Source organism: Acidocella sp. KAb 2-4 (assembly GCF_020567705.1).
Classification (GTDB): domain Bacteria; phylum Pseudomonadota; class Alphaproteobacteria; order Acetobacterales; family Acetobacteraceae; genus Acidocella.
Genome location: NZ_JAJDJU010000008.1, coordinates 90,128 through 109,964, shown reverse-complemented (window position 1 = coordinate 109,964; position 19,837 = coordinate 90,128). Strand labels below are relative to the sequence as shown.

The 19,837-nt window shown below is 65.7% G+C and carries 21 protein-coding genes and 1 tRNA gene; 11 read left to right on the top strand and 11 right to left on the bottom strand.

Annotation, left to right across the window (positions count from 1 at the left end; all coding sequences use genetic code 11):
* Nucleotides 1-161 precede the first annotated feature (161 nt).
* From pstS to pstA, 3 genes are all read left to right on the top strand, one after another.
* The gene (pstS, locus tag LI953_RS07610) at nt 162-1,214 is read left to right on the top strand and encodes a phosphate ABC transporter substrate-binding protein PstS (RefSeq protein ID WP_227075444.1); all 1,053 of its coding nucleotides are present in this window, start codon (nt 162-164) and stop codon (nt 1,212-1,214) included.
* A 65-nt stretch (nt 1,215-1,279) separates the two neighbouring features.
* Nucleotides 1,280-2,206, top strand: coding sequence for a phosphate ABC transporter permease subunit PstC (pstC, locus tag LI953_RS07605; protein WP_227075443.1), 927 nt, complete (start codon nt 1,280-1,282; stop codon nt 2,204-2,206).
* Nucleotides 2,184-3,056: a phosphate ABC transporter permease PstA gene (pstA, locus tag LI953_RS07600; protein ID WP_227075442.1), complete on the top strand. Its 873-nt coding sequence runs from the start codon at nt 2,184-2,186 to the stop codon at nt 3,054-3,056. The genes pstC and pstA overlap by 23 nt, the downstream gene beginning before the upstream one ends.
* A 65-nt stretch (nt 3,057-3,121) precedes the next feature.
* Here the strand turns inward: pstA and ppa are convergent, their stop codons facing one another.
* Nucleotides 3,122-3,646 (bottom strand): inorganic diphosphatase, encoded by a 525-nt coding sequence (gene ppa, locus LI953_RS07595; RefSeq protein WP_227075441.1) that lies wholly within the window; start codon nt 3,644-3,646, stop codon nt 3,122-3,124.
* 101 nt (nt 3,647-3,747) lie between these two features.
* Here ppa and LI953_RS07590 point away from each other — a divergent pair.
* Nucleotides 3,748-3,823 (top strand) — tRNA-Ile (locus LI953_RS07590).
* 7 nt (nt 3,824-3,830) lie between these two features.
* On the opposite strand, the gene LI953_RS07585 is transcribed toward LI953_RS07590, so the two are convergent.
* A complete protein-coding gene (locus tag LI953_RS07585; protein WP_227075440.1) occupies nt 3,831-4,226 on the bottom strand; it encodes a hypothetical protein in 396 nt (131 codons plus the stop codon).
* Nucleotides 4,227-4,425: 199 nt separating this feature from the next.
* On the opposite strand from LI953_RS07585, the gene ettA reads away from it, so the two are divergent.
* The 3 genes from ettA to LI953_RS07570 all read left to right on the top strand — a co-directional run bounded on the left by ettA (nt 4,426) and on the right by LI953_RS07570 (nt 6,992).
* Nucleotides 4,426-6,105: an energy-dependent translational throttle protein EttA gene (gene ettA / locus LI953_RS07580; RefSeq protein ID WP_227075439.1), complete on the top strand. Its 1,680-nt coding sequence runs from the start codon at nt 4,426-4,428 to the stop codon at nt 6,103-6,105.
* 12 nt (nt 6,106-6,117) lie between these two features.
* Nucleotides 6,118-6,642 carry a GNAT family N-acetyltransferase gene (locus LI953_RS07575; protein WP_227075438.1) on the top strand — a complete coding sequence of 175 codons (525 nt, stop codon included), beginning with the start codon at nt 6,118-6,120 and terminating at the stop codon, nt 6,640-6,642.
* Nucleotides 6,643-6,704: 62 nt separating this feature from the next.
* Nucleotides 6,705-6,992: a hypothetical protein gene (locus LI953_RS07570; protein ID WP_227075437.1), complete on the top strand. Its 288-nt coding sequence runs from the start codon at nt 6,705-6,707 to the stop codon at nt 6,990-6,992.
* Here the strand turns inward: LI953_RS07570 and LI953_RS07565 are convergent.
* Entirely contained in the window at nt 6,989-7,318 is a 330-nt protein-coding gene (locus LI953_RS07565) for a hypothetical protein (protein ID WP_227075436.1), read from the bottom strand. The two genes, LI953_RS07570 and LI953_RS07565, sit on opposite strands and share 4 nt — an antisense overlap.
* A gap of 38 nt (nt 7,319-7,356) precedes the next feature.
* On the opposite strand from LI953_RS07565, the gene metH reads away from it, so the two are divergent.
* Nucleotides 7,357-10,839, top strand: a complete 3,483-nt coding sequence (gene metH / locus LI953_RS07560; protein ID WP_227075435.1) for a methionine synthase — start codon at nt 7,357-7,359, stop codon at nt 10,837-10,839.
* Nucleotides 10,840-10,875: 36 nt separating this feature from the next.
* Here the strand turns inward: metH and LI953_RS07555 are convergent, their stop codons facing one another.
* From LI953_RS07555 to argC, 7 genes are all read right to left on the bottom strand, one after another.
* Complete coding sequence (locus tag LI953_RS07555; RefSeq protein ID WP_227075434.1) at nt 10,876-11,658, bottom strand: EipB family protein; 783 nt, start codon at nt 11,656-11,658, stop codon at nt 10,876-10,878.
* 51 nt (nt 11,659-11,709) lie between these two features.
* Nucleotides 11,710-12,201: a hypothetical protein gene (locus LI953_RS07550; protein ID WP_227075433.1), complete on the bottom strand. Its 492-nt coding sequence runs from the start codon at nt 12,199-12,201 to the stop codon at nt 11,710-11,712.
* 74 nt (nt 12,202-12,275) lie between these two features.
* The gene (uvrB, locus tag LI953_RS07545; RefSeq protein ID WP_227075432.1) at nt 12,276-14,441 is read right to left on the bottom strand and encodes an excinuclease ABC subunit UvrB; all 2,166 of its coding nucleotides are present in this window, start codon (nt 14,439-14,441) and stop codon (nt 12,276-12,278) included.
* A 63-nt stretch (nt 14,442-14,504) separates the two neighbouring features.
* On the bottom strand, nt 14,505-14,945 hold the full coding sequence (locus LI953_RS07540; RefSeq protein ID WP_227075431.1) for a phasin family protein: 441 nt from the start codon (nt 14,943-14,945) through the stop codon (nt 14,505-14,507).
* Between the two features lie 42 nt (nt 14,946-14,987).
* The gene (locus LI953_RS07535) at nt 14,988-15,602 is read right to left on the bottom strand and encodes a TetR family transcriptional regulator (RefSeq protein ID WP_227075430.1); all 615 of its coding nucleotides are present in this window, start codon (nt 15,600-15,602) and stop codon (nt 14,988-14,990) included.
* Between the two features lie 40 nt (nt 15,603-15,642).
* On the bottom strand, nt 15,643-16,194 hold the full coding sequence (locus tag LI953_RS07530) for a gamma carbonic anhydrase family protein (protein WP_227075429.1): 552 nt from the start codon (nt 16,192-16,194) through the stop codon (nt 15,643-15,645).
* The gene (gene argC, locus LI953_RS07525) at nt 16,187-17,086 is read right to left on the bottom strand and encodes an N-acetyl-gamma-glutamyl-phosphate reductase (protein WP_227075428.1); all 900 of its coding nucleotides are present in this window, start codon (nt 17,084-17,086) and stop codon (nt 16,187-16,189) included. Before argC ends, LI953_RS07530 begins: the two co-directional genes overlap by 8 nt.
* A 69-nt stretch (nt 17,087-17,155) precedes the next feature.
* Here argC and secB point away from each other — a divergent pair, with 69 nt between their 5' ends.
* Nucleotides 17,156-17,653: a protein-export chaperone SecB gene (gene secB / locus LI953_RS07520; RefSeq protein WP_227075427.1), complete on the top strand. Its 498-nt coding sequence runs from the start codon at nt 17,156-17,158 to the stop codon at nt 17,651-17,653.
* 56 nt (nt 17,654-17,709) lie between these two features.
* Here the strand turns inward: secB and LI953_RS07515 are convergent, their stop codons facing one another.
* A complete protein-coding gene (locus LI953_RS07515) occupies nt 17,710-18,321 on the bottom strand; it encodes a TlpA disulfide reductase family protein (protein WP_227075426.1) in 612 nt (203 codons plus the stop codon).
* Here LI953_RS07515 and argH point away from each other — a divergent pair.
* The gene (gene argH / locus LI953_RS07510; RefSeq protein ID WP_227075425.1) at nt 18,311-19,717 is read left to right on the top strand and encodes an argininosuccinate lyase; all 1,407 of its coding nucleotides are present in this window, start codon (nt 18,311-18,313) and stop codon (nt 19,715-19,717) included. The two genes, LI953_RS07515 and argH, sit on opposite strands and share 11 nt — an antisense overlap.
* A complete protein-coding gene (locus LI953_RS15430; RefSeq protein WP_255643097.1) occupies nt 19,714-19,836 on the top strand; it encodes a lipoprotein in 123 nt (40 codons plus the stop codon). The genes argH and LI953_RS15430 overlap by 4 nt, the downstream gene beginning before the upstream one ends.
* The last annotated feature ends 1 nt before the right edge of the window (nt 19,837 follow it).

The following is a 19,837-nucleotide window of genomic DNA, read 5'->3' as shown; positions in this document are numbered from 1 at the left end:
AGGCGGCGCGCGGCAATGCCCGCGCCAGGACAAATGTCATTGAACTGCAACGCAAACCCCGTCGCCATTGTCACACTCATCAATTATTGCGGGGCTCAGCGGGAAAGCTCCCCGCTGCCCGAACAGGGATCCCGCTGGGACTCAACCAAAGGAACGCGAACGTGAAGATTCTCAACAACCTCCTCCGCTCCGGCGTTGCCGCGCTGGCGATTGCGACCGCCGCTGGCGCCGCTCATGCCCAGACCTCCGTGCCGCTGGTCGAGAGCGGCTCGAGCCTGCTCTACCCGCTGTTCAACCTGTGGGTTCCCTCCTACACCGCCACCCATCCCGGCGCCGACATCACCACCACCTCCACCGGCTCTGGCGCCGGCATCGCCCAGTCCATCAAGGGCCTGGTGCAGATCGGCGCCTCCGACGCCTATCTCTCCGACGCGATGGTGAAGGCGCACCCGGAAATGCTGAGCATCCCGCTCGCCATCTCCTCGCAGGCGGTGAACTACAACCTGCCGGGCGTGACGAATCTGAAGCTCTCCGGCCCGATCCTGGCCGGCATCTATGAGGGCAAGATCACCAAGTGGAATGACCCCGCGATCGCTGCCGCCAACCCGGGCGTGGCTCTGCCGGACCATGTGATCATCCCCATCCACCGCGTGGACGGCTCGGGCGACACCTTCATCTTCAGCCAATACCTGGCGTTCTCTGATGCCGGCTGGGCCTCCACCCTGCATTACGGCACCACCGTTTCCTGGCCGGCCGTGTCCACCGCGATCGGTGCCAACGGCAACTCGGGCATGGTGACCGCCGCCGCCGCCAACCCGTACTCCATCGCTTACATCGGCGTTTCCTTCGCCGATCAGGCCGCCAAGGCTGGCCTCGGCCAAGCCGCGCTGCTCGACAAGCATGGCGAATACGTGCTGCCGACCGCCGAGACCATTGGCAACGCCGCCTCTTCGGTGGCTGCCAGCACCCCGGCTGATGAGCGTATCTCCATCGTCTTCACCCCCGGTGAGAACGCCTACCCGATCGTGAACTACGAATATGCGATCGTGAGCAGCCACCAGCCCGCCCCGGCGATCGGCTCGGCCATCCGTGACTTCCTGGGTTGGGCGCTGAACGACGGCAACAACATGAGCTTCATGAGCAAGGTGCACTTCCTGCCGCTGCCGGCGGCGGTGAAGGCCCTGTCGCAGGCTCAGGTCGACAAAATCCAGTAATACGCCTAAACACCCCTTCCGGCTTCCAGCCGGAAGGGGATCCATTTTTGCCCGCACGGTGAACAATGAAATTCAGGCCGTTTCGCGTTTCTGTCCTGCTGCTCAGTCTGCTGATTCCCGCCGCGCTTGTCGCGGTCGTTTTTTTTCTGGTGGCGTATTCAGGTCAGGCGATCCTGTTCAACGGCCTGCACTTCATGACCCAGATCAGCTGGAACCTGGGCGATCTGTATAGCGACCCGGTGACGGTAAGCGGCATTTCCGTACCGCCCGGCGCCAATTACGGTATTCTTGTTTTCATTGCCGGCACGCTTGCCTCCTCGGGCCTCGCCATCCTCATCGCCGTACCACTCTCCGTCGGTGCCGCCATCTTCCTGGCCGAGGCCGTGCCGCACCGCATCCGCCCGGCGCTGTCCATGCTGGTCGAGCTGGTGGCGGTGGTGCCCTCGGTGGTGTTCGGCCTCTGGGGGATCACGGTGCTGATCCCGCTGATCGGCCGCTATCTCAGCCCCAGCGGCAATGGCTACGGGCTGCTCGCGGCCTCTGTCGTGCTGGCGCTGATGATCACGCCGATCATCGCCTCCACCCTCTATGACGCCTTGCTGCAAGTGCCCAAAGAAAACCGCGAATCGGCCTTTGCCCTCGGGGCCACGCATTTCGAGGTGGTGGCCAAGGCGATGCTGCCAATGGTGCGAACCACTCTGATCGGCGGCATCGTGCTGGCGTTGGGCCGCGCGCTGGGTGAAACCATGGCGGTGCTGATGGTCTCGGGCGGCGGCATCAATATCCTGCCGACCTCGCTGTTCAGCCCGATTTCGACCATCGCCTCGTTCATCGTCAGCCAGCTCGACAGCGCCGAATCCGACCCCACCAACATGTCGGTGCGCACGCTCTCCGAGATCGCCCTGGTGCTGTTCCTCATTACCTTGGCCGTGAACGCCACCGCCAAACTGCTTTCCTCCGGAGCCCTCAATGTCCGCAAGCGCCAGTCTTAAGGTCGCGCGTTCAGCGCAGGAGCTGCGCCGCCTCACCATCAGCAAGCTCGGCTGGGTGGCCTGCGGTCTGGCGCTGGCTCTGGTCATCGCCCCGCTCGTCGATATCGTCGGCGTGGTGACCGTGCACGGCGTTGCCGCTTTGTCGGGCAAGCTGTTCACCCAAACCACCAGCGGCACGGCCAATGGCCTGCTCAACGCCATCGAGGGCACCTTCATCATCACCCTGTTCGCCATGCTCATCGCCGTGCCCATCGGCATCGGCGCGGGCATCCATCTTTCGGAATACGGCAAGAACCGGCTGGGCGGGGTAATCCGCTTCCTCTCCGACGTGCTCACCGGCACCCCCTCGATCGTGCTGGGTTATTTCGCCTATATCGTCTTCATCATCGGCTTCGGCTGGGGCTTCTCGCTCGCGGCGGCCGCCATCACCATCGCCATCCTCATCGTGCCCTATCTGGCGCGCATCACCGAGCTTGCCCTGCAGCAAGTGCCAAACCCGATGCGCGAGGCCGCCTATGCGCTCGGCGCCAAGGACCATACGGTGGTGTTCAAGGTGGTGCTGCCCGCCGCCTCCGCCGGCGTGATCACGGGCGCGCTGCTCGGCCTCGCCATCTCGGTGGGCGAGACCGCGCCGCTGATTTACACCGCCGGCTGGTCTGATTTCACCTGGGATGGCCGCTTCACCCACGCCCCGGTGGCGTATCTGACCTATGTGATCTGGACCTTCATCGATCAGCCGGACGCGCATTCCCACGCCCTGGCTTATGCCGCGGCCTTCCTGGTGATGCTGGTGGTGCTCGCCATCAATATCGCCGTGCGGCTAGTGGTGAGGCGCACCAGGCTCGTCTGAGCCTACAATCCCGGCACGCAAAAAGGGGCCCTGTTCGGGCCCCTTTTTTTCCAGCGGGTGGCGGCTTATTTGCCGGCGCGGGCCAGGCTGGCGGTAATCGCCGCCTCGGCGGCGGCGCGGTCGGCCCAGCCGGTGATCTTCACCCACTTGCCCTTCTCCAGATCCTTGTAGTGCTCGAAGAAGTGCTTGATCACATCGCGGGTGATGGCGGGGAGCTGCGCAACCTCATTCACCTCGGAGAATTGCGGATGCACCTTGTCGTGCGGTACGCAGATGATCTTCTCATCCTGGCCCGACTCGTCCTCCATCTGCAGCAGCCCAATCGGGCGGCAGCGGATCACGGCGCCCGGCACCACGGCGGTCGGCAGCAGCACCAGCGCGTCCGCCGGGTCGCCGTCATCGGCCAGGGTGTTGGGGATGAAGCCATAGGCCGCCGGATAGGTCATCGGCGTGAACACCACGCGGTCCACCACCAGCGCGCCGCTCTCTTTGTCGATCTCGTATTTCACGCCCGAACCGGCGGGGATCTCCACGACCACGTTGATGTCGCGGGGCACGTCCTTGCCGGCGGAAATCTTGCTCACATCCATTGCTGGGTCTCCCTGTTGCACTGGGGCGCGTATAGCCCGTGCCAGGGTCTCTTGCCAACGCGGCGGCGCAAGCTATGGTGCCGCAACCCAAAATGGGACAGGCGCTGGTAGCTCAACGGTTAGAGCGGACCGCTCATAACGGTTTGGTTGCAGGTTCGAATCCTGCCCGGCGCACCATTTCCCGCTAATGCCGCCTGCCGTTCAGTGCCGCCGCCTCGGATTCCAAATGGCGCACCTCGTCCAGCATCACATCCGCCTGGGTGTCGCAGCGCACCGCCTCATCGGAGATGCCGTACATATAGCCGTTCACGGGCAGGGCGCGGGCGGCATAGGCATGATACTCGTCCACCAGCGCGATCAGCTCGGCCCGCAGCGCCTCCAGCAAGGCTTGGCAGTGTGGATTTGTCCGCCAGGCGGCGAGGATCGCCTCATGCGTCTCGGCCAGCAGGGCGTAAGTCTCATCCAGATGGTCGGGCTGGAGCTTGTCCACATCGGCGCGTAACCGGGCCGCAGCGCTGGCCACCTCGGGCAGTGGCGGGAACGCGGGGCGCATCGCCCCCGTTTCGATATTGTCTGGCATGGCATCCTGTCCTGTCTGTTGGCAGTGCAGCTTCGGCGGCGGCGCTTTGCCCCGGCCGCCCATGACCTTCGGGATTTAGCAGGAAATCCACACCGCCCCCCTTAAAAATCGGACAGCTCGGCGCGACTGACGCTGGCATGTTGCCCCTGCGCGGGCGCCAAACTATACCCAGCGCAACCAGAGTTTAAGGACGCGCGCGATGGCATCGTACCAGTATGTTTATGTGATGAAGGACCTCACCAAGGCCTATCCGGGCGGGCGCGAGGTGTTCAAGGGCATCACCCTCTCCTTCCTGCCGGGCGTGAAGATCGGCGTGCTGGGCGTGAACGGCGCCGGTAAATCCACTCTGCTGAAGATCATCGCTGGGATCGACAAGGAATATGGCGGCGAGGCCTGGGCCGCCGAGGGCGTGAAGGTGGGCTATCTGGCGCAGGAGCCGCAGCTCGACCCCACCAAGACCGTGGGCGAGAATGTGGCCGAGGCATTCGCCGAGCTACGCAAGGCGATTTCCCGCTTCAACGCCATCTCCGAAGAATTCGCCGAACCAATGGACGACGACAAGATGAACGACCTGCTGGCCGAACAGGCGCAGTTGCAGGAAATCATCGACGCCGCCGATGGCTGGGACCTGGACCGCCAGATCGAGATTGCGCTCGATGCGCTGCGCTGCCCGCCGCCGGATGCCGACGTCAAGCCGCTCTCGGGCGGTGAGCGCCGCCGCGTGGCGCTGTGCCGCCTGCTGCTGGAAAAGCCGGACCTGCTGCTGCTCGACGAGCCGACCAACCATCTGGACGCCGAGTCCGTGGCTTGGCTGGAGCGCACGCTGGCCAACTACACCGGCACCGTGATCCTGATTACCCATGACCGCTACTTCCTGGACAACGTGACCAACTGGATCCTGGAAATCGAGCGCGGCCGGGGCTACCCGTATGAGGGCAATTACTCCGCCTGGCTGGCGCAGAAGCAGAAGCGCCTGGCTCAGGAGGAGAAGGAAGAATCCGCCCGCCAGCGTGCTCTGGCCGAAGAGCAGGAATGGATCTCGGCCAGCCCCAAGGCGCGCCAGACCAAGTCCCGCGCGCGTATCCAGCGCTACGAGGAAATGCTGCAAAAATCGCAAGAGCTGCAGACCGGCGTGGCGGAAATCGTCATCCCGCCCGGCCCGCGTCTGGGCGGCACGGTCATCGAGGCGCAGGATCTGTGCAAGGGCTTCGGCGACCGCGAACTGATCGAGAACCTCAACTTCAAGCTGCCGCCGGGCGGCATTGTCGGCGTGATCGGCCCGAACGGCGCCGGCAAATCCACGTTGTTCAAGATGATCATCGGCACGGAGAAGCCTGATTCCGGCGCGCTCAAGATCGGCGAGACCGTGAAGCTTGGCTATGTCGATCAGTCCCGCGACAGCCTGGACCCGAACAAAAACGTCTGGGAGGAAATCTCGGGCGGCACGGATGTCATCTATCTCGGCAAGCGTTCAGTGGCCTCGCGTGCCTATGTGGGCGCGTTCAACTTCAAGGGTTCGGACCAGCAGAAGAAGGTCGGCATCCTCTCGGGTGGTGAGCGCAACCGCGTGCATCTGGCCAAGATGCTGAAGTCGGAATCGAATGTCATTCTCCTCGACGAGCCGACCAACGACCTCGACGTGGACACGCTGCGCGCGCTGGAAGAGGCGCTGATGGAATTCCCCGGCTGCGCCGTCATCATCTCGCATGATCGCTGGTTCCTCGACCGTCTGGCCACGCATATCCTGGCCTTCGAGGGTGACAGCCATGTCGAATGGTTCGAGGGCAATTTCCAGGCCTATGAGGAGGATAAGCGCCGCCGCCTGGGCCAGGACGCCACCGAGCCGCACCGCATCAAATACCGCCCGCTGACGCGGTAAGCCGCCCCCGGAATGAGCGTTTCATCCGCCTGGGTGGTGACCACCGCGCGGCTGCGGATGACGCCCGTGGGGTATTGGGACCTGCCCGATCTGGTGCGGCTGAAGGGCGACCCGCGCGCCTATGCGCTGATGCTGGGTGGGGTGCGCAGCCCGGTGCAGGCCGCCGAGGATCTGGCGCATGACATCCAGGATTGGGGCCGGTTCGGCTTCGGCATGTGGGTTGTGCGCGCGCGGCGGGGCAAATTTCTGGGCATGACGGCGCTGATGCACCGGCCAGACGGGCGCGGCGTGGCGCTGCGTTTTGCTTTTCTGCCGGATGCGCGCGGAGTCGGCTTGGCCAGCGAGGCCACCAGCGCCGCGCTCAACTACGCGCATGGCGTAGCCGGGCTGACGCGGGTGATCGCGGTGGCGCGGGAGGAGAATTTCGCCTCGCGCGCGGTGTTGGGCAGCATCGGGATGGCCGAGAGCGCGACCTTCATGCGCGGCGGGTCTTTGATGTACGTGTACGAATCCGTACGCTCCCTGCCGCAGACGTGAATTCCCCTCCATACACGAAAATCTTACTTGCCTGAGCGCGGGTGTTGTTACCTAAAAGGCGTATGACACGCGAAGAGCATATGGACATTCTCGCGTTTTTCAGCCGGGTGATGAGCAAGGCTGAGGGGCCGGTGGATGTCGAGGCAGACGCCATTATCCGCGCTATGTTCAAGCGTAACCCGGATGCGGCTTACCACGTCACCAAGCTGGCAATGGCGCTTTCCGCCGCCCCGGCAGAGGCGCAAACGCAACCCTCCTCGCCCGCCAAGCCTGAGCGGCGCCGGCGAAGGCTCTGGCTGGCGACGCTGTTGAGCCGCGATTCCGGGGCAATGCCCCAGGGTACGACCTAACCCAGCCGGTAGCGCGCCCGGGCTAGGGCATCGTCCTCCAGCGCGGCGCGGATCGCCGCCCTCCCGGCTGGCGAGGCCAGCACCACTACACGGCTGAAATACGGCACCGCCCCGGTGGCGCGGTCACGGAACAGCTTGGCCAGCGCCTCGCCCCCCGCCCCGCGCGGCACGCAGCAGGCGCAGCCCGCCAGATGCCCTGGCAGCGCGGCGGTGAACCGGCGCACACGCAGAGCTGGGGCAACGGCAACCCCCTCCTCCGCCAGCACCACATCCTGCGCCCCCGGCTGTTGCCCGAACACCACGGGAATACGGCTATCTGCACTCATTGGCTGGACATGGGGGCAAGGCGGTGTATCTGACAAGCATGTCACGGCCACATCTTCTCGAAGCTCTCTCCAAAAACGTCCTGCTCTGCGACGGCGGCATGGGTTCGCGCGTGCAGGCGCTCACACTCGACCTGGAAAAGGATTTCTGGGACCGGGAAAACTGCACCGAGGTGCTGAACCTGTCGCGCCCGGATCTCGTGCGCGAGATCCATCGCGGCTACTACGCCGCCGGGTCGGACATGGTGCAGACCAACAGCTTCGGCGGCTCGCCGATCACGCTGGGCGAGTTTGACCTCACCGACCGCGCCTTCGAGATCAACAAAATCGCCGGCGAGCTGGCGCGCGAGGCCGCCGAGTCCTTCGCCGATGGGCGCCAGCGCTGGGTGGTGGGCAGCATCGGGCCGGGCACCAAGCTGCCGAGCCTGGGCAACATCGCCTACGACCCGCTGGAGGAGGCGCTGTTCGTGCAGTCGCAGGGGCTCCTCGCGGGCGGGGTGGACGCGCTGCTGATCGAGACCTGCCAGGACACGCTGCAGATCAAAGCCGCGGTAAACGGCGCCAAGCGGGCTTTGGCCGCGGCCAAGCGCGATATCCCCATCTTCGTGCAGGTGACGGTGGAAACCACCGGCACGCTGCTGGTCGGTCCTGATATCGCCGCCGCCGCCACCGTCATCCACGCGCTGGATGTGCCGCTGATGGGGCTGAACTGCGCCACCGGCCCGCAGGAAATGGCCGAGCATGTGCGCTGGCTGAGCCAGAACTGGCCGGGCAAGATCTCCGTGCAGCCCAATGCGGGGCTGCCCGAGCTGGTGGACGGCAAGACCCACTACCCCCTCGGCGGCGAGGAAATGGCGAGCTGGGTGGAGCGTTTCGTGGTCGAGGACGGGGTAAACCTGATCGGCGGCTGTTGCGGCACGAGCATCCCGCATATCGAGGCGCTGGATGCGATGCTGCGCAAGCTTGGCGCCCCGCGCCCGGCGCCGGTGGCGCGGAAATTCCACTGGGTGCCCTCGGTGGCCAGCCTCTACGCGCCCGTGCCGCTGCGCCAGGAGAATTCCTATTTCTCCATCGGCGAGCGCTGCAACGCCAATGGCTCGAAAAAATGGCGCGAGCTGCAGGAAGCGGGCGACTGGGATGGCTGCGTGGCGATGGGCCGCGAGCAGGTGGCGGAAGCCTCCAACGCGCTGGATATCTGCACCGCCTTCGTCGGACGCAACGAGATCGCGGAGATGAACGAGGTGATCACCCGCTTCACCGCCTCGGTGAACGCGCCGCTGGTGATCGACTCGACCGAGACGCCGGTGATCGAGGCGGCGCTGAAGCTGCATGGCGGCAAGCCGATCATCAACTCGATCAATTTCGAGGATGGCGAGCACCATGCCGCCGACCGCATGGCGCTGGCGAAGAAATTCGGCGCCGCGGTGATCGCGCTCACCATCGACGAGGTGGGCATGGCGAAGACGGCGGAGGACAAGCTGCGCATCGCGCGCCGCCTGGTCGATTTCGCCTGCGACCGCTACGGGCTGGCGCAGTCCGATCTGCTGATCGACCCGCTGACCTTCACCATCGCCACCGGCAATGAGGATGACCGCAAGCTCGGCCTGTGGACGCTGGAGGGCATCAAGGCGATCCGCGACGAGTTTCCGGATATCCAGATCATCCTTGGCCTGTCCAACATCTCCTTCGGCCTCAACCCCGCCGCGCGCGCGGTGCTGAACTCGGTGTTCCTCGACCACGCGGTGCGCGCGGGCATGACCGGGGCGATCGTGCATGTCAGCAAGATCCGCCCGCTGCATCTGATCGACCCGGAAGAGGTAAAGGTCTGCGAGGATCTGATCTATGACCGCCGCGCGGAGGGCTACGACCCGCTGCAAAAGCTGCTGGAGATGTTCGCCGACCGCAAGGCCGCCGACGCCACCAAGAAGAAGCGCGCGGAAACGGTGGAGGGGCGGCTGAAGGACCGCATCGTGGACGGCGACCGCAAGGGGCTGGAAGCCGATCTCGACGAGGCGCTGCAAAGCTACAAGCCGCTCGACATCATCAACACCATCCTGCTCGACGGCATGAAGGTGGTGGGTGAACTGTTCGGCGCGGGCAAGATGCAACTGCCCTTCGTGCTGCAATCGGCGGAGACAATGAAGGCCGCGGTGGCGCATCTGGAGCCGCTGATGGAGCGCGTGGCGGGCGAGGAGCGCGGGATCATGGTGCTGGCCACCGTGAAGGGCGACGTGCATGACATCGGCAAGAACCTTGTCGATATCATCCTCACCAATAACGGCTACAAGGTCATCAATCTCGGCATCAAGGTGCCTCTGGCGGATATGATCGCGGCGGCCAAGGAGCACCGCGCCCATGCCATCGGCATGTCCGGCCTGCTGGTGAAATCCACCGTGGTGATGCGCGAGAACCTGGAGGAAATGTCCCGCCAGGGGCTGGATATTCCGGTGGTGCTGGGCGGCGCGGCGCTGACGCGCAACTATGTCGAGGAAGATTGCGTCGCCGCCTATGAAAGCGGCCGCGTCGCCTATGCGCGCGACGCCTTCGACGGGCTGCATTTGATGGACCGCATCACCTCCAACGGGTTCGACGACTACCTCGCCGCGATCCAGGCCAAGCGCGCGGGCAAGGCACGCAACACCCGCCGCACCTTGGGCACCGCCGCCGCAGCCGCCTTCGCCCCCGTGGATGTGCGGGAGGTGCAGACCCGCCGCCGCCGGTTGAACGCCGAGGAGCCGGCGCTCGCCCCGCCCTTCTGGGGCGCCAAGGTGATCGAGGCCGCGCCCAAGGCCGTGGTGCCGTTCATTAACGAGCGTTCGCTGTTCCAGTTCCAATGGGGCTTCCGCAAGCAGGGCAAGAGCCTGGAGGAGTTCATGGGCTGGGCGCGCCACGAGCTGCGCCCGGTGATGAAACGCATGCTCGACATTTGCGAGGCCGAGCAGATCCTGCACCCGCAGGCGATCTATGGATATTGGAAAGCCGCCGGCCAGGGCAATGATCTGGTGCTGTTCGAGCAGGACGGCACGACCGAAGCCGCACGCTTCGCCCTGCCCCGCCAGCCGCGCCAGGATGGCGAGTGCATCGCCGATTTCCTACCCGATATCGAGGATGGGCGCGGCGTGATCGGGTTGCAGGTGGTGACGATGGGGCAACGCGCCTCGGAAGTGGCGCGCGCCTGGTTCGAGGATCATCGCTATCAGGATTATCTCTACCTGCACGGCTTCTCGGTGGAGATGGCCGAGGCGCTGGCGGAGTACACGCATAAGCGCATCCGCGCCGAGCTGGGCTTCGCCGCCGAGGATGACCGCGACATGGACAAGCTGTTGCAGCAATCCTATCGCGGCTCGCGCTACTCCTTTGGCTACCCCGCCTGCCCCAAGCTGGAGGACCAGGAGCAATTGCTGAAGCTGCTGGGGGCGGAGCGCATTGGCGTGTCGCTATCCGACGAGTTCCAGCTCCACCCCGAGCAATCGACGAGCGCCATCGTCGTGCTCAACCGGCACGCCAAATATTTCTCGGTGTGAATGCCGCCACCCCGCGCCGGCATGGCGCGGGGGCGGTTACTGGCCTTTGCAGGGTGAGGGCGGGATGCTCAGCTTGGTGAGCTTGCCGGTCATCTCGAAATCACCGAAATCGAGCACCAGATTGGTCGCCACCCCATCCTCGAAATAGCGCATCGAGGTGCGGAAATTCGGCGTCTCGTCGTCATTCTTGCGCGAGAAAAAGGCGATATCGACATCCGCGCTGGGGATCTTGTCCAGCACCGGCCAATCCATCTTTTCCGCCGGGTGGCTGCCTAGCTCGGTGACGAAGGTGGCCTGGGCGCCATCGGCGGAGGTGCCGTCGAACAGCGGCGGGGCGATGAATTTCTTACCCGCCCGGGCCGCGGCGAGCAGCGCCTCGGTATGCATCATCGGGAATAGCGTGCCCTTGGGCAGCTTGAGCATGGTGTTGGCTGGGGTGGTGTAGGTGACCAGCCCGCTGCCATCGGGGTTGCGCGTGGCGGTGCCGGCATCGTCGATCTGCTCCTTGCCGTCATTATCGCTCTCGCGCAGGGTGAAGGTCAGCGTCTTGCCGTCCTTGCTCTCCCAGGTGATGTAATCACTCACCGATTTGTTCAGCGTGCCATCGGTATTGCGCAGGATCAGCGTCATATGCTGGGTCGTGGCCCAGCCGGTGCAGCCATCCACCACGTCAAAGCTCATCTGCCCGGTGGCGCCGGTGATGTCATGCGTGCGCAGTTTGGAGAGGGTGAGCGTGTAGAGCGCGTGCTGGCCGGTCAGGCCGTCGGCCTGGGCGAGTCCGGGAAGCAGCAGGGCAAGCAGGGCAAGAGCTGATTTCATGCCCGCATCTTCCCGCCTGGCCCGCCTGCCGTCAAACCCCATCCGCCCCCGTCATTTCTTCCACTGGCTGGTGTCCCAAGTCTGGGCGCTGGCGCTGAGCTTGTCGTTCATGCCCTGCAGCGTGCCGCGCAAATTCTGAGGTGTTAGGCTGTTCAGCGGGATGATGGCGTTGGCATAGAGGGTCTCGCCATCCGCGCCGTTCTCCATCGAGAAATAGAAATCGCCGACATCGCTCGCCTCCAGCAGCTTCACCAGATTGAGTTTGGCGAGGTCGTCACTCTTGTAGGTGTCGATATCGACATAGGCGTAGCCGAGCGAACCATCCTGCGAGAGGTCGAAATGCACCCGGTAGTCGTAATCGCCGTTCCATTGGATGGCGAAGGATTGCTTGTCGCTGGCGAGCTGCGTGGTGTAGCCGAGATTATCAACCATCTGCTGCAACTTGCTGAGCGCCGCCGGCTCGGGTTGCGGACTATCGGCCCGCGCCGCCGGGGTGAGCGCCATGGTGAACGCCAGGGATGTGACCAGAAGACGCCGGAGCATGACCCAACCTCCTTGTTTGTTACGCCGAGGATAGGCCCGCGGGCGCGGCGGAGCAACGCAATTCGCCGCGAGGCTCAGCGCGGGCGCTTGGCCCGGCCCTTGCCCTTGCGGCTGGCCGGGTCGTAACCGCCGCCGCCGGGGCCGAGCGGCGTGGGCCCGCGCGGCCGTGGCGAGGAGCGCGGCATGGGCGGCGGCGCCAGCCCCAGAGCCAGCGCCTCCAGCCGCTTGATCTCGTCGCGCAGCCGGGCAGCCTCCTCGAATTCCAGATCCCCGGCCGCCTTGCGCATGCGCGTCTCCAGCGTGGCGATGACGGCGCCGAGATCCTTGCCCACGAACTCGTCGGCCGCCGAGTCCTTGACCGGCGCGACCGTGACGTAATCCTGCTCGAACACTGAGTGGATGACCTCGCCGATATTCTTCTTCACGCTTTGGGGCGTGATGCCATGCGCCTCATTCCAGGCGATCTGCTTGGTCCGGCGCCGCTCGGTCTCGGCGATGGCGGTCTTCAGCGAATTGGTCAGCGTGTCGGCATACAGGATCACCCGCCCCTCGACATTGCGCGCGGCGCGGCCAATGGTCTGCACCAGCGAGGTGACGGAGCGCAGGAAGCCCTCCTTGTCGGCATCCAGAATGGCGACGAGCATGCATTCGGGAATATCCAGCCCCTCGCGCAGCAGGTTGATGCCCACCAGCACGTCATAGGCGCCCAGGCGCAGATCGCGGATGATCTCGATGCGCTCGAGCGTGTCTATATCCGAGTGCAGATAGCGCACCTTCAGCCCCTGCTCGCCCAGATATTCGGTAAGGTCCTCGGCCATGCGCTTGGTCAGCGTGGTCACCAGCACGCGCCCGCCCTTGGCCACCACGGCCCGGCATTCGCCCAGCAGATCATCCACCTGATGCTCAACCGGGCGGATCTCGGTCACCGGATCGACCAGCCCGGTCGGGCGGATCACCTGCTCGGCGAACACGCCGCCGGTGCGCTCCAGTTCCCACGGGCCGGGGGTGGCGGAAACGAACACGGATTGCGGGCGGTAACTCTCCCATTCCTCGAATTTCAGCGGACGGTTATCGATGCAGCTCGGCAGCCGGAAACCATATTCCGAAAGTACCGATTTGCGGTTGAAGTCGCCTTTGAACATGCCGCCGATCTGCGGCACGGTGACATGGCTCTCATCCACGAAGAGCAGCGCGTTATCGGGCAGATACTCGAACAGCGTCGGCGGCGGCTCGCCGGGGTTGCGGCCGGAGAGATAGCGGGAATAATTCTCGATGCCTTTGCACACGCCGGTGGTTTCCAGCATCTCGATATCGAAGGTCGTGCGTTGCAGGAGCCGCTCGGCCTCCAGCAGCTTGCCGGCGGCGGTGAACTCATCCAGCCGTTGCTTCAGCTCGGCCTTGATCTTGGTGATCGCCTGATTCAGCGTCGGGCGCGGGGTGACGTAATGGCTGTTGGCGTAGATCGAGATCGTGTCCAGCACCGTCACCTGCTCGCCGGTCAGCGGGTCGAACTCGCTGATCTTCTCAATCTCATCACCGAACAGGGTGACACGCCAGGCCCGGTCCTCATATTGGCTGGGGAAGATGTCCACCGTTTCGCCGCGCAGGCGGAACGTGCCGCGGGTGAAGGCGGCATCATTGCGGCGGTATTGCAGATCGACCAGCGCCTTGGCCAAGGCGTCGCGCTCGATACGCCCGCCGGTTTCGAGACGCACCACCATCTTGGAATAGGTCTCGACCGAGCCGATGCCGTAAATGCACGAAACCGAGGCGACGATGATGACATCGCCGCGCTCCAGCAGCGCCTGGGTGGCGGCGTGGCGCATGCGGTCGATGGTCTCGTTGATGGCGCTGTCTTTCTCGATATACGTGTCCGAGCGCGGCACATAGGCCTCGGGCTGGTAGTAATCGTAGTAGGAGACGAAATACTCGACCGCGTTATCGGGGAAGAACGCCTTCATCTCCCCGTAGAGCTGCGCGGCCAGGGTCTTGTTGGGGGCGAGCACCAGAGCAGGGCGCTGCGCCGCCTCGATCACCTTGGCCATGGTGAAGGTCTTGCCCGAGCCGGTGACGCCGAGCAGCACCTGGTCGCGCTCCCGCGCCTCAAGGCCGCCCACGAGCGCGGTGATGGCGGTGGGCTGGTCACCGCTCGGCGAATATTCGGAGACCACCCGCAGCGGTTTCAGCAGCGGGCGCGGGGTGGGTTTTTCGGGGATGAACAGTAAGGGGGCGGCGCACATGGCCGCCACTATGGGCCGCCCGCGCGCTGGCGAAAAGCCCGGCGCGGGCGGCGGAAACCCTGGTTACTTCTTCTCGAACAGCACCTTCACCTCGGCCATCGCCTCGGAGACGCGGGCGTTCAGCTTCTGCAGCGCCTCGGCGTTGGATTTCTGGATCAGATCGCCCAACTCCTTGGTGTTGGCCACAGCGTTTTCATAAGCCTGCTTCAGCAGCTCGGCCTGCTTGGCGGCGCGGCTGGAGGGGCTGCCCGCGGTGGACATCTCCTTCAGCGTCTCGGTCAGGCCGGACATGGTGGATTGCAGGATTTCCATATGCCGCCGCGCCACGGCCTGCGCGCCTTCCAGCGCCACGCGGTTGGCCTCGGTCAGCGCCTCCAGATTGCGCTTATGCGCCGCCATCACGGCGTCCATATCCGGCGCGGCGGGCAGCTTCATCTCGCCCATCATCTTCTTGATGTCGAAATCCGGCATGAAGGACGCGGTCTTTTTCTTGTCATCGGCCATGGGGGCTGCTCCTTTTGTTTTTGCCGGTCTGCCCGGCCAGGGTCACTCTAGCGGCGATGCGCCTGGCGGCAAAGGTGCATCCGGGTCTGCAACGGGTTGGCGGCCAAAGCGCGACACCATCGCCTCGGCCCGGGCCAGCGCCTTGTCCACCGCCGCCATGGTGGCGGTGAGGTCCTCGCTCTCGTCATCGGCCCAGGCGCGGATGCCATAAGCCCAGACCACCAGCAGCCCGCGCTTGGCCAGCGCCCCGCGCAGACCGGTGGCGTCCACCCCCGCCCCTTCCAGCAGCCAGCCCATCGAGGCGATGTTCAGCTCGGCCATCGCCAAGGCCAGCGGCGGGCAGAATGGCAGGGTCCGCAGCAGCGCCACCACGCCCGCGCGATGCGCCTGCAGAAAATCGAACCGGCGGAGCAGGATGTCGAACAGGCGGTCGCGCACGCTGCCTTCGGTGAGGGCGTTGGTGAGCGCCACCGCATCGGCCATCTGGCCGAATTTTTTCAGGATGGCGCCGGTGCATGGATAGGCGGCGCGCACCTGCGCGAGATCAAGCCCGGCGTGGCGGGCGGCAGCGGCGGGCGACACATGGCGCCAGCCTTTCTCCGCCCCGAGCGCGAAGGCAGCGGTGACGAGGGCGGTATCAAAATCCGTATCGGTCATGCCGCAACACTAGAAAGCCGGGCGGATTTTGCCAAGGAAATTAACCGATTGGCCGCAGCTTGCGGCGGTAATCGTCGGTCAGGCCGAGGTAATGCGGCACGGTTTCGTCCCAGCGGGCGCGCTCGCCGTCGCTCATCGCGCGGATCAGCTTGGCTGGCGCGCCGGCCCACAGCTCCTGCCGCCCGATGCGCTTGCCCGGCCCCAGCAGCCCGCGCGCGCCCAGCAGCCCGGCCTCTTCGATCACCGCGCCATCCATCACCGTGGCGCCCATGCCGACAAAGGCGCGGTTTTCCAGGCGGCAGGCATGGATGACGGCGGAATGGCCCACCGTCACGTCGTCACCGATGATCGCCGGGTGATCGCCGTGGTCGACATGGATCACCGTACCGTCCTGGATATTGCTACGCGCGCCGACGATCACCGGGTTGGTGTCGCCGCGCAGCACGCAGTTGAACCAGATATTGGCGCCGGGGCCGATGCGCACATCGCCGATCAGCACGGCGGTGGGGGCGACCCAGGCCGCCGGGTCCACCTGCGGGGCGAGATTACCCAGCGCATAAAGCAGCCCGCCCGGTTTCTGCATCTCACTCATCCTTCATCCCCAGCATCAGCCTGATATTCTGCACCGCCGCGCCGGATGCGCCCTTGCCGAGATTATCCAGCCGCGCGATCAGCACCGCGTGCCCGGCCTCCTGATGGGCGGCGACGAAAATCTCCAGCAGATTGGTGCCGTTCAGGGCGTCGGGGCGCAGATTATCCTGCCACAGTTCCGGCGCCACCCGCACATAGCGGCAGCCCGCGTAATGCGCGGCCAGCGTCTCGCGCAAGGTCTCGGCTTGGCGCCCGCCGAGGCCGAGCGGGATGCTCACCAGCATACCCTGGGCGAAATGCCCGACAGAGGGCACGAAAAGCGGCCGCTGCGTCAGGCCCGCGCAGGCCATGATCTCGGGAATATGCTTGTGCTTGAGCCCCAGCGCATAGAGTTCGAAGGCCGGGCCGCCGTCGCGCTCGTGCTCGGCGATCATCGCCTTGCCGCCGCCGGAATAGCCCGAGACCGCGTTGATGCTCACGGGCATGTCCGCGCTCAGCACCCCCGCGCCGATGAGCGGCGCCAGCAGCGCGATCGCGCCCGTGGCGTAGCAGCCGGGATTGGCGACGAACTGCGCCTCGGCGATCGCCCGCGCCTGCCCCGGCGCGAGTTCGGGGAAGCCATAGACCCAGCCCGGCGCGGTGCGGTGCGCGGTGCTGGCGTCGAGAATGCGCACGCCCTTCGGCGCCATCGCCACCGCCTCGCGCGCCGCGTCATCGGGCAGGCAGAGTACGGTGAGATCGGCCTCGGCCATCGCCGCGGCGCGGGCCTCGGGAGATTTGCGATTCGCCTCGTCCAGCGTGACAAGGCTGATCGCGGGAATCGCGGCAAGCCGCTGGGCAATGCCGAGGCCGGTGGTGCCGGCCTGGCCGTCGATGAAAATCTTGGCGCTCATGCGGCTCTCTTATCATGGCGGCGGCGCCGTGCTAGGCGGGGCCGCGTCCATCCTACAGGAAATTTATACATGTCAGAGCAAGCGACCGCCCAGGCCCAGCCGCCCCTCGTCGTCAACATCCAGTACACCAAGGACCTCTCCTTCGAGGTTCCCGGCGCCCCCGCCATCTTCACCACGCTGCGCAGCGCGCCGCATGTGAACATCAACCTGGATGTGCAAGTGCGCCGGATCGAGGAGGCGCACACCGTGTTCGAGGTAACCCTGGCCGTGCGCGCCGAGGGCACCACCCAGACCGAGGGCCAGGACAAGCCGACCGTGGTGTTCATCGCCGATCTCGCTTATGCCGGCGTGTTCACCCTCAACGGCGTGCCCGAGAACCAGCAGGAGCCGATCCTGCTCGTGGAATGCCCGCGCCTGCTGTTCCCCTTCGCCCGCAATATCCTGGCGGACGTGACCCGCGACGGCGGCCTGCCGCCGGTGATGCTGGGGCCGATCGACTTCGTGGGCCTGTGGCAGCAGCGCCGCGCCCAGGCTGCCGCCATGCCGACCCCGGTGGCCAACGCCTGATCTCGCGCCAAGGCGACGTGACAACAAACCCGGCAGCAACCATCTGCCGGGTTTTCTTATGCCTGGGTGGGGCCGACCGGCAGGTCGGGCGCCGGGGCGAGCCCGCGCAAAAAGGCGAGCACGGCCGGGGTATCCCACGCCGCCGCGCCATCCAGCCGCGCCACCTGCCGGCCTTGCGGGTCGATCACCAGCGTATCTGGGATGCCATCCGTGTCCAGCGCGTCGAGATCATTGCCATCCGGGTCGAGCAGTACCGGCAGATGGCGGATCTTGCGGCTGGCGAAGAAGGGCTTCACCGCCGCCGCGCCGTCGATGTCGATGGAGATCGGCAGCACCAACCCGCCGAAGGGCTTGATGCGCGCGGCCAGCGCATCGAGGCCCGGCAGTTCCTCCCCGCACGGGCCGCACCAGGTGGCCCACAGATTCACCACCAGCACATGCCCCCGGTAATCGGCCAAGGTGAGCGCCTTGCCCGCCTCGGACTTGAAAGCCAGCGCCGGCGGATCCGTGGGCGCGCCATGCTGAAATAGGCTGGCGGCATCGGGCAGCTCATCGGCGCTGCTCTGCGCCGCGGCGCGATTGCCGAAGCCGGCGGCCAGGGCTAATCCATGGGCGGCGGCGATGATGGATCGCCGGGACAGCAAAGGGCGCTTGGACGTGACGGACAAGAACGATTCTCCGGTAAAAGGCGAACTGCAATGGGGCGGGCGGTTTGGCGCGGGCCCCGACGCGGTGATGCAGGCCATTAACGTCTCGATCGGCTTCGACCGCAAGCTCTGGGCGCAGGATATCGCCGGCAGCCAGGCGCATGCGGCCATGCTCGCGCAGCAGGGCATCATCACCGCCGAAGACGCCGCCGCGATCAAGCGCGGGTTGGAGGACATCGCCGACGACATCGAGGATGGCCGCTTCGGCTTCTCCGAGTCGCTGGAGGATATCCACACCAATATCGAAGCGCGGCTGACCGAGCGCATCGGCGAGGCCGCTCGGCGGCTGCACACCGGGCGCAGCCGCAACGACCAGGTGGCGACCGATTTCAAGCTCTATGTGCGCGCGGCGATCGACGCCATCAGCGCCCAGGTGAAAGACCTGATGCAGGCCCTGGCGCAGCGCGCCGCCGAGCACGCGGCCACGGTGATGCCCGGCTTCACCCATCTGCAAACGGCGCAGCCCGTCACCTTCGGGCATCACCTGCTGGCCTATGTCGAGATGCTGAGCCGCGATGCCGGACGGCTGCAGGATGCGCGCAAGCGGCTGAACGAATGCCCGCTGGGCGCCGCCGCGCTGGCCGGCACCTCCTTCCCCATCGACCGCTTCGCCACCGCCGCCGCGCTGGGCTTCGACCGCCCCACCGCGAACTCGCTCGATTCAGTCTCCGACCGCGATTTCGCGCTGGAGTTTCTCTCGGCGCTGTCGATCATGGCGATGCATCTCTCGCGCTTCGCCGAGGAGATCATCATCTGGTGCTCCTCGCCCTACCGGCTGATCGCGCTCTCCGACGCCTTCACCACCGGCTCCTCGATCATGCCGCAGAAGCGCAACCCGGACGCCGCCGAGCTGACCAAGGCCAAGACCGGGCGCATCTTCGGGCACCTGCTCGGGCTGCTCACAGTGATGAAGGGCCTGCCGATGGCCTATGCCAAGGACATGCAGGAGGACAAGGAGCCGGTGTTCGACGCGGTGGACGCGATCACCCTCTGCCTTGCCGCCACCGCGGGCATGGTGCGCGACATGAAGGCCGACACCGCGCGCATGGCGGCGCTGGCGGGCTCGGGCTTCTCCACCGCCACCGACCTCGCCGACTGGCTGGTGCGGGTGCTGAAAATGCCGTTCCGCGACGCGCATCACGTGACCGGGCGCATCGTGCGCCTGGCCGAGGAGCGCGGGGTGGACATCTCCGAGCTTGAGCTGGCCGAGATGCAGAGCGTGGAGCCGCGCATCACCGACGAAATCTTCAACGTGCTGACGGTGGAAGCCTCCGTCGCCTCGCGCCGCTCTTATGGCGGCACCGCGCCGGAGAACGTGGCCAAGGCCGCCGCCGCCTGGCTGGAGACGCTGAAATGAGGCTGACCCTCGCCATGCTCTGCCTGTTGGCGCTGGCCGGATGCGGCCGGCGCGGCAACCCGGCGCCGCCCGGCCCGGCATCGGACATCATCTACCCGCACACCTACCCGGCGCAGTAAC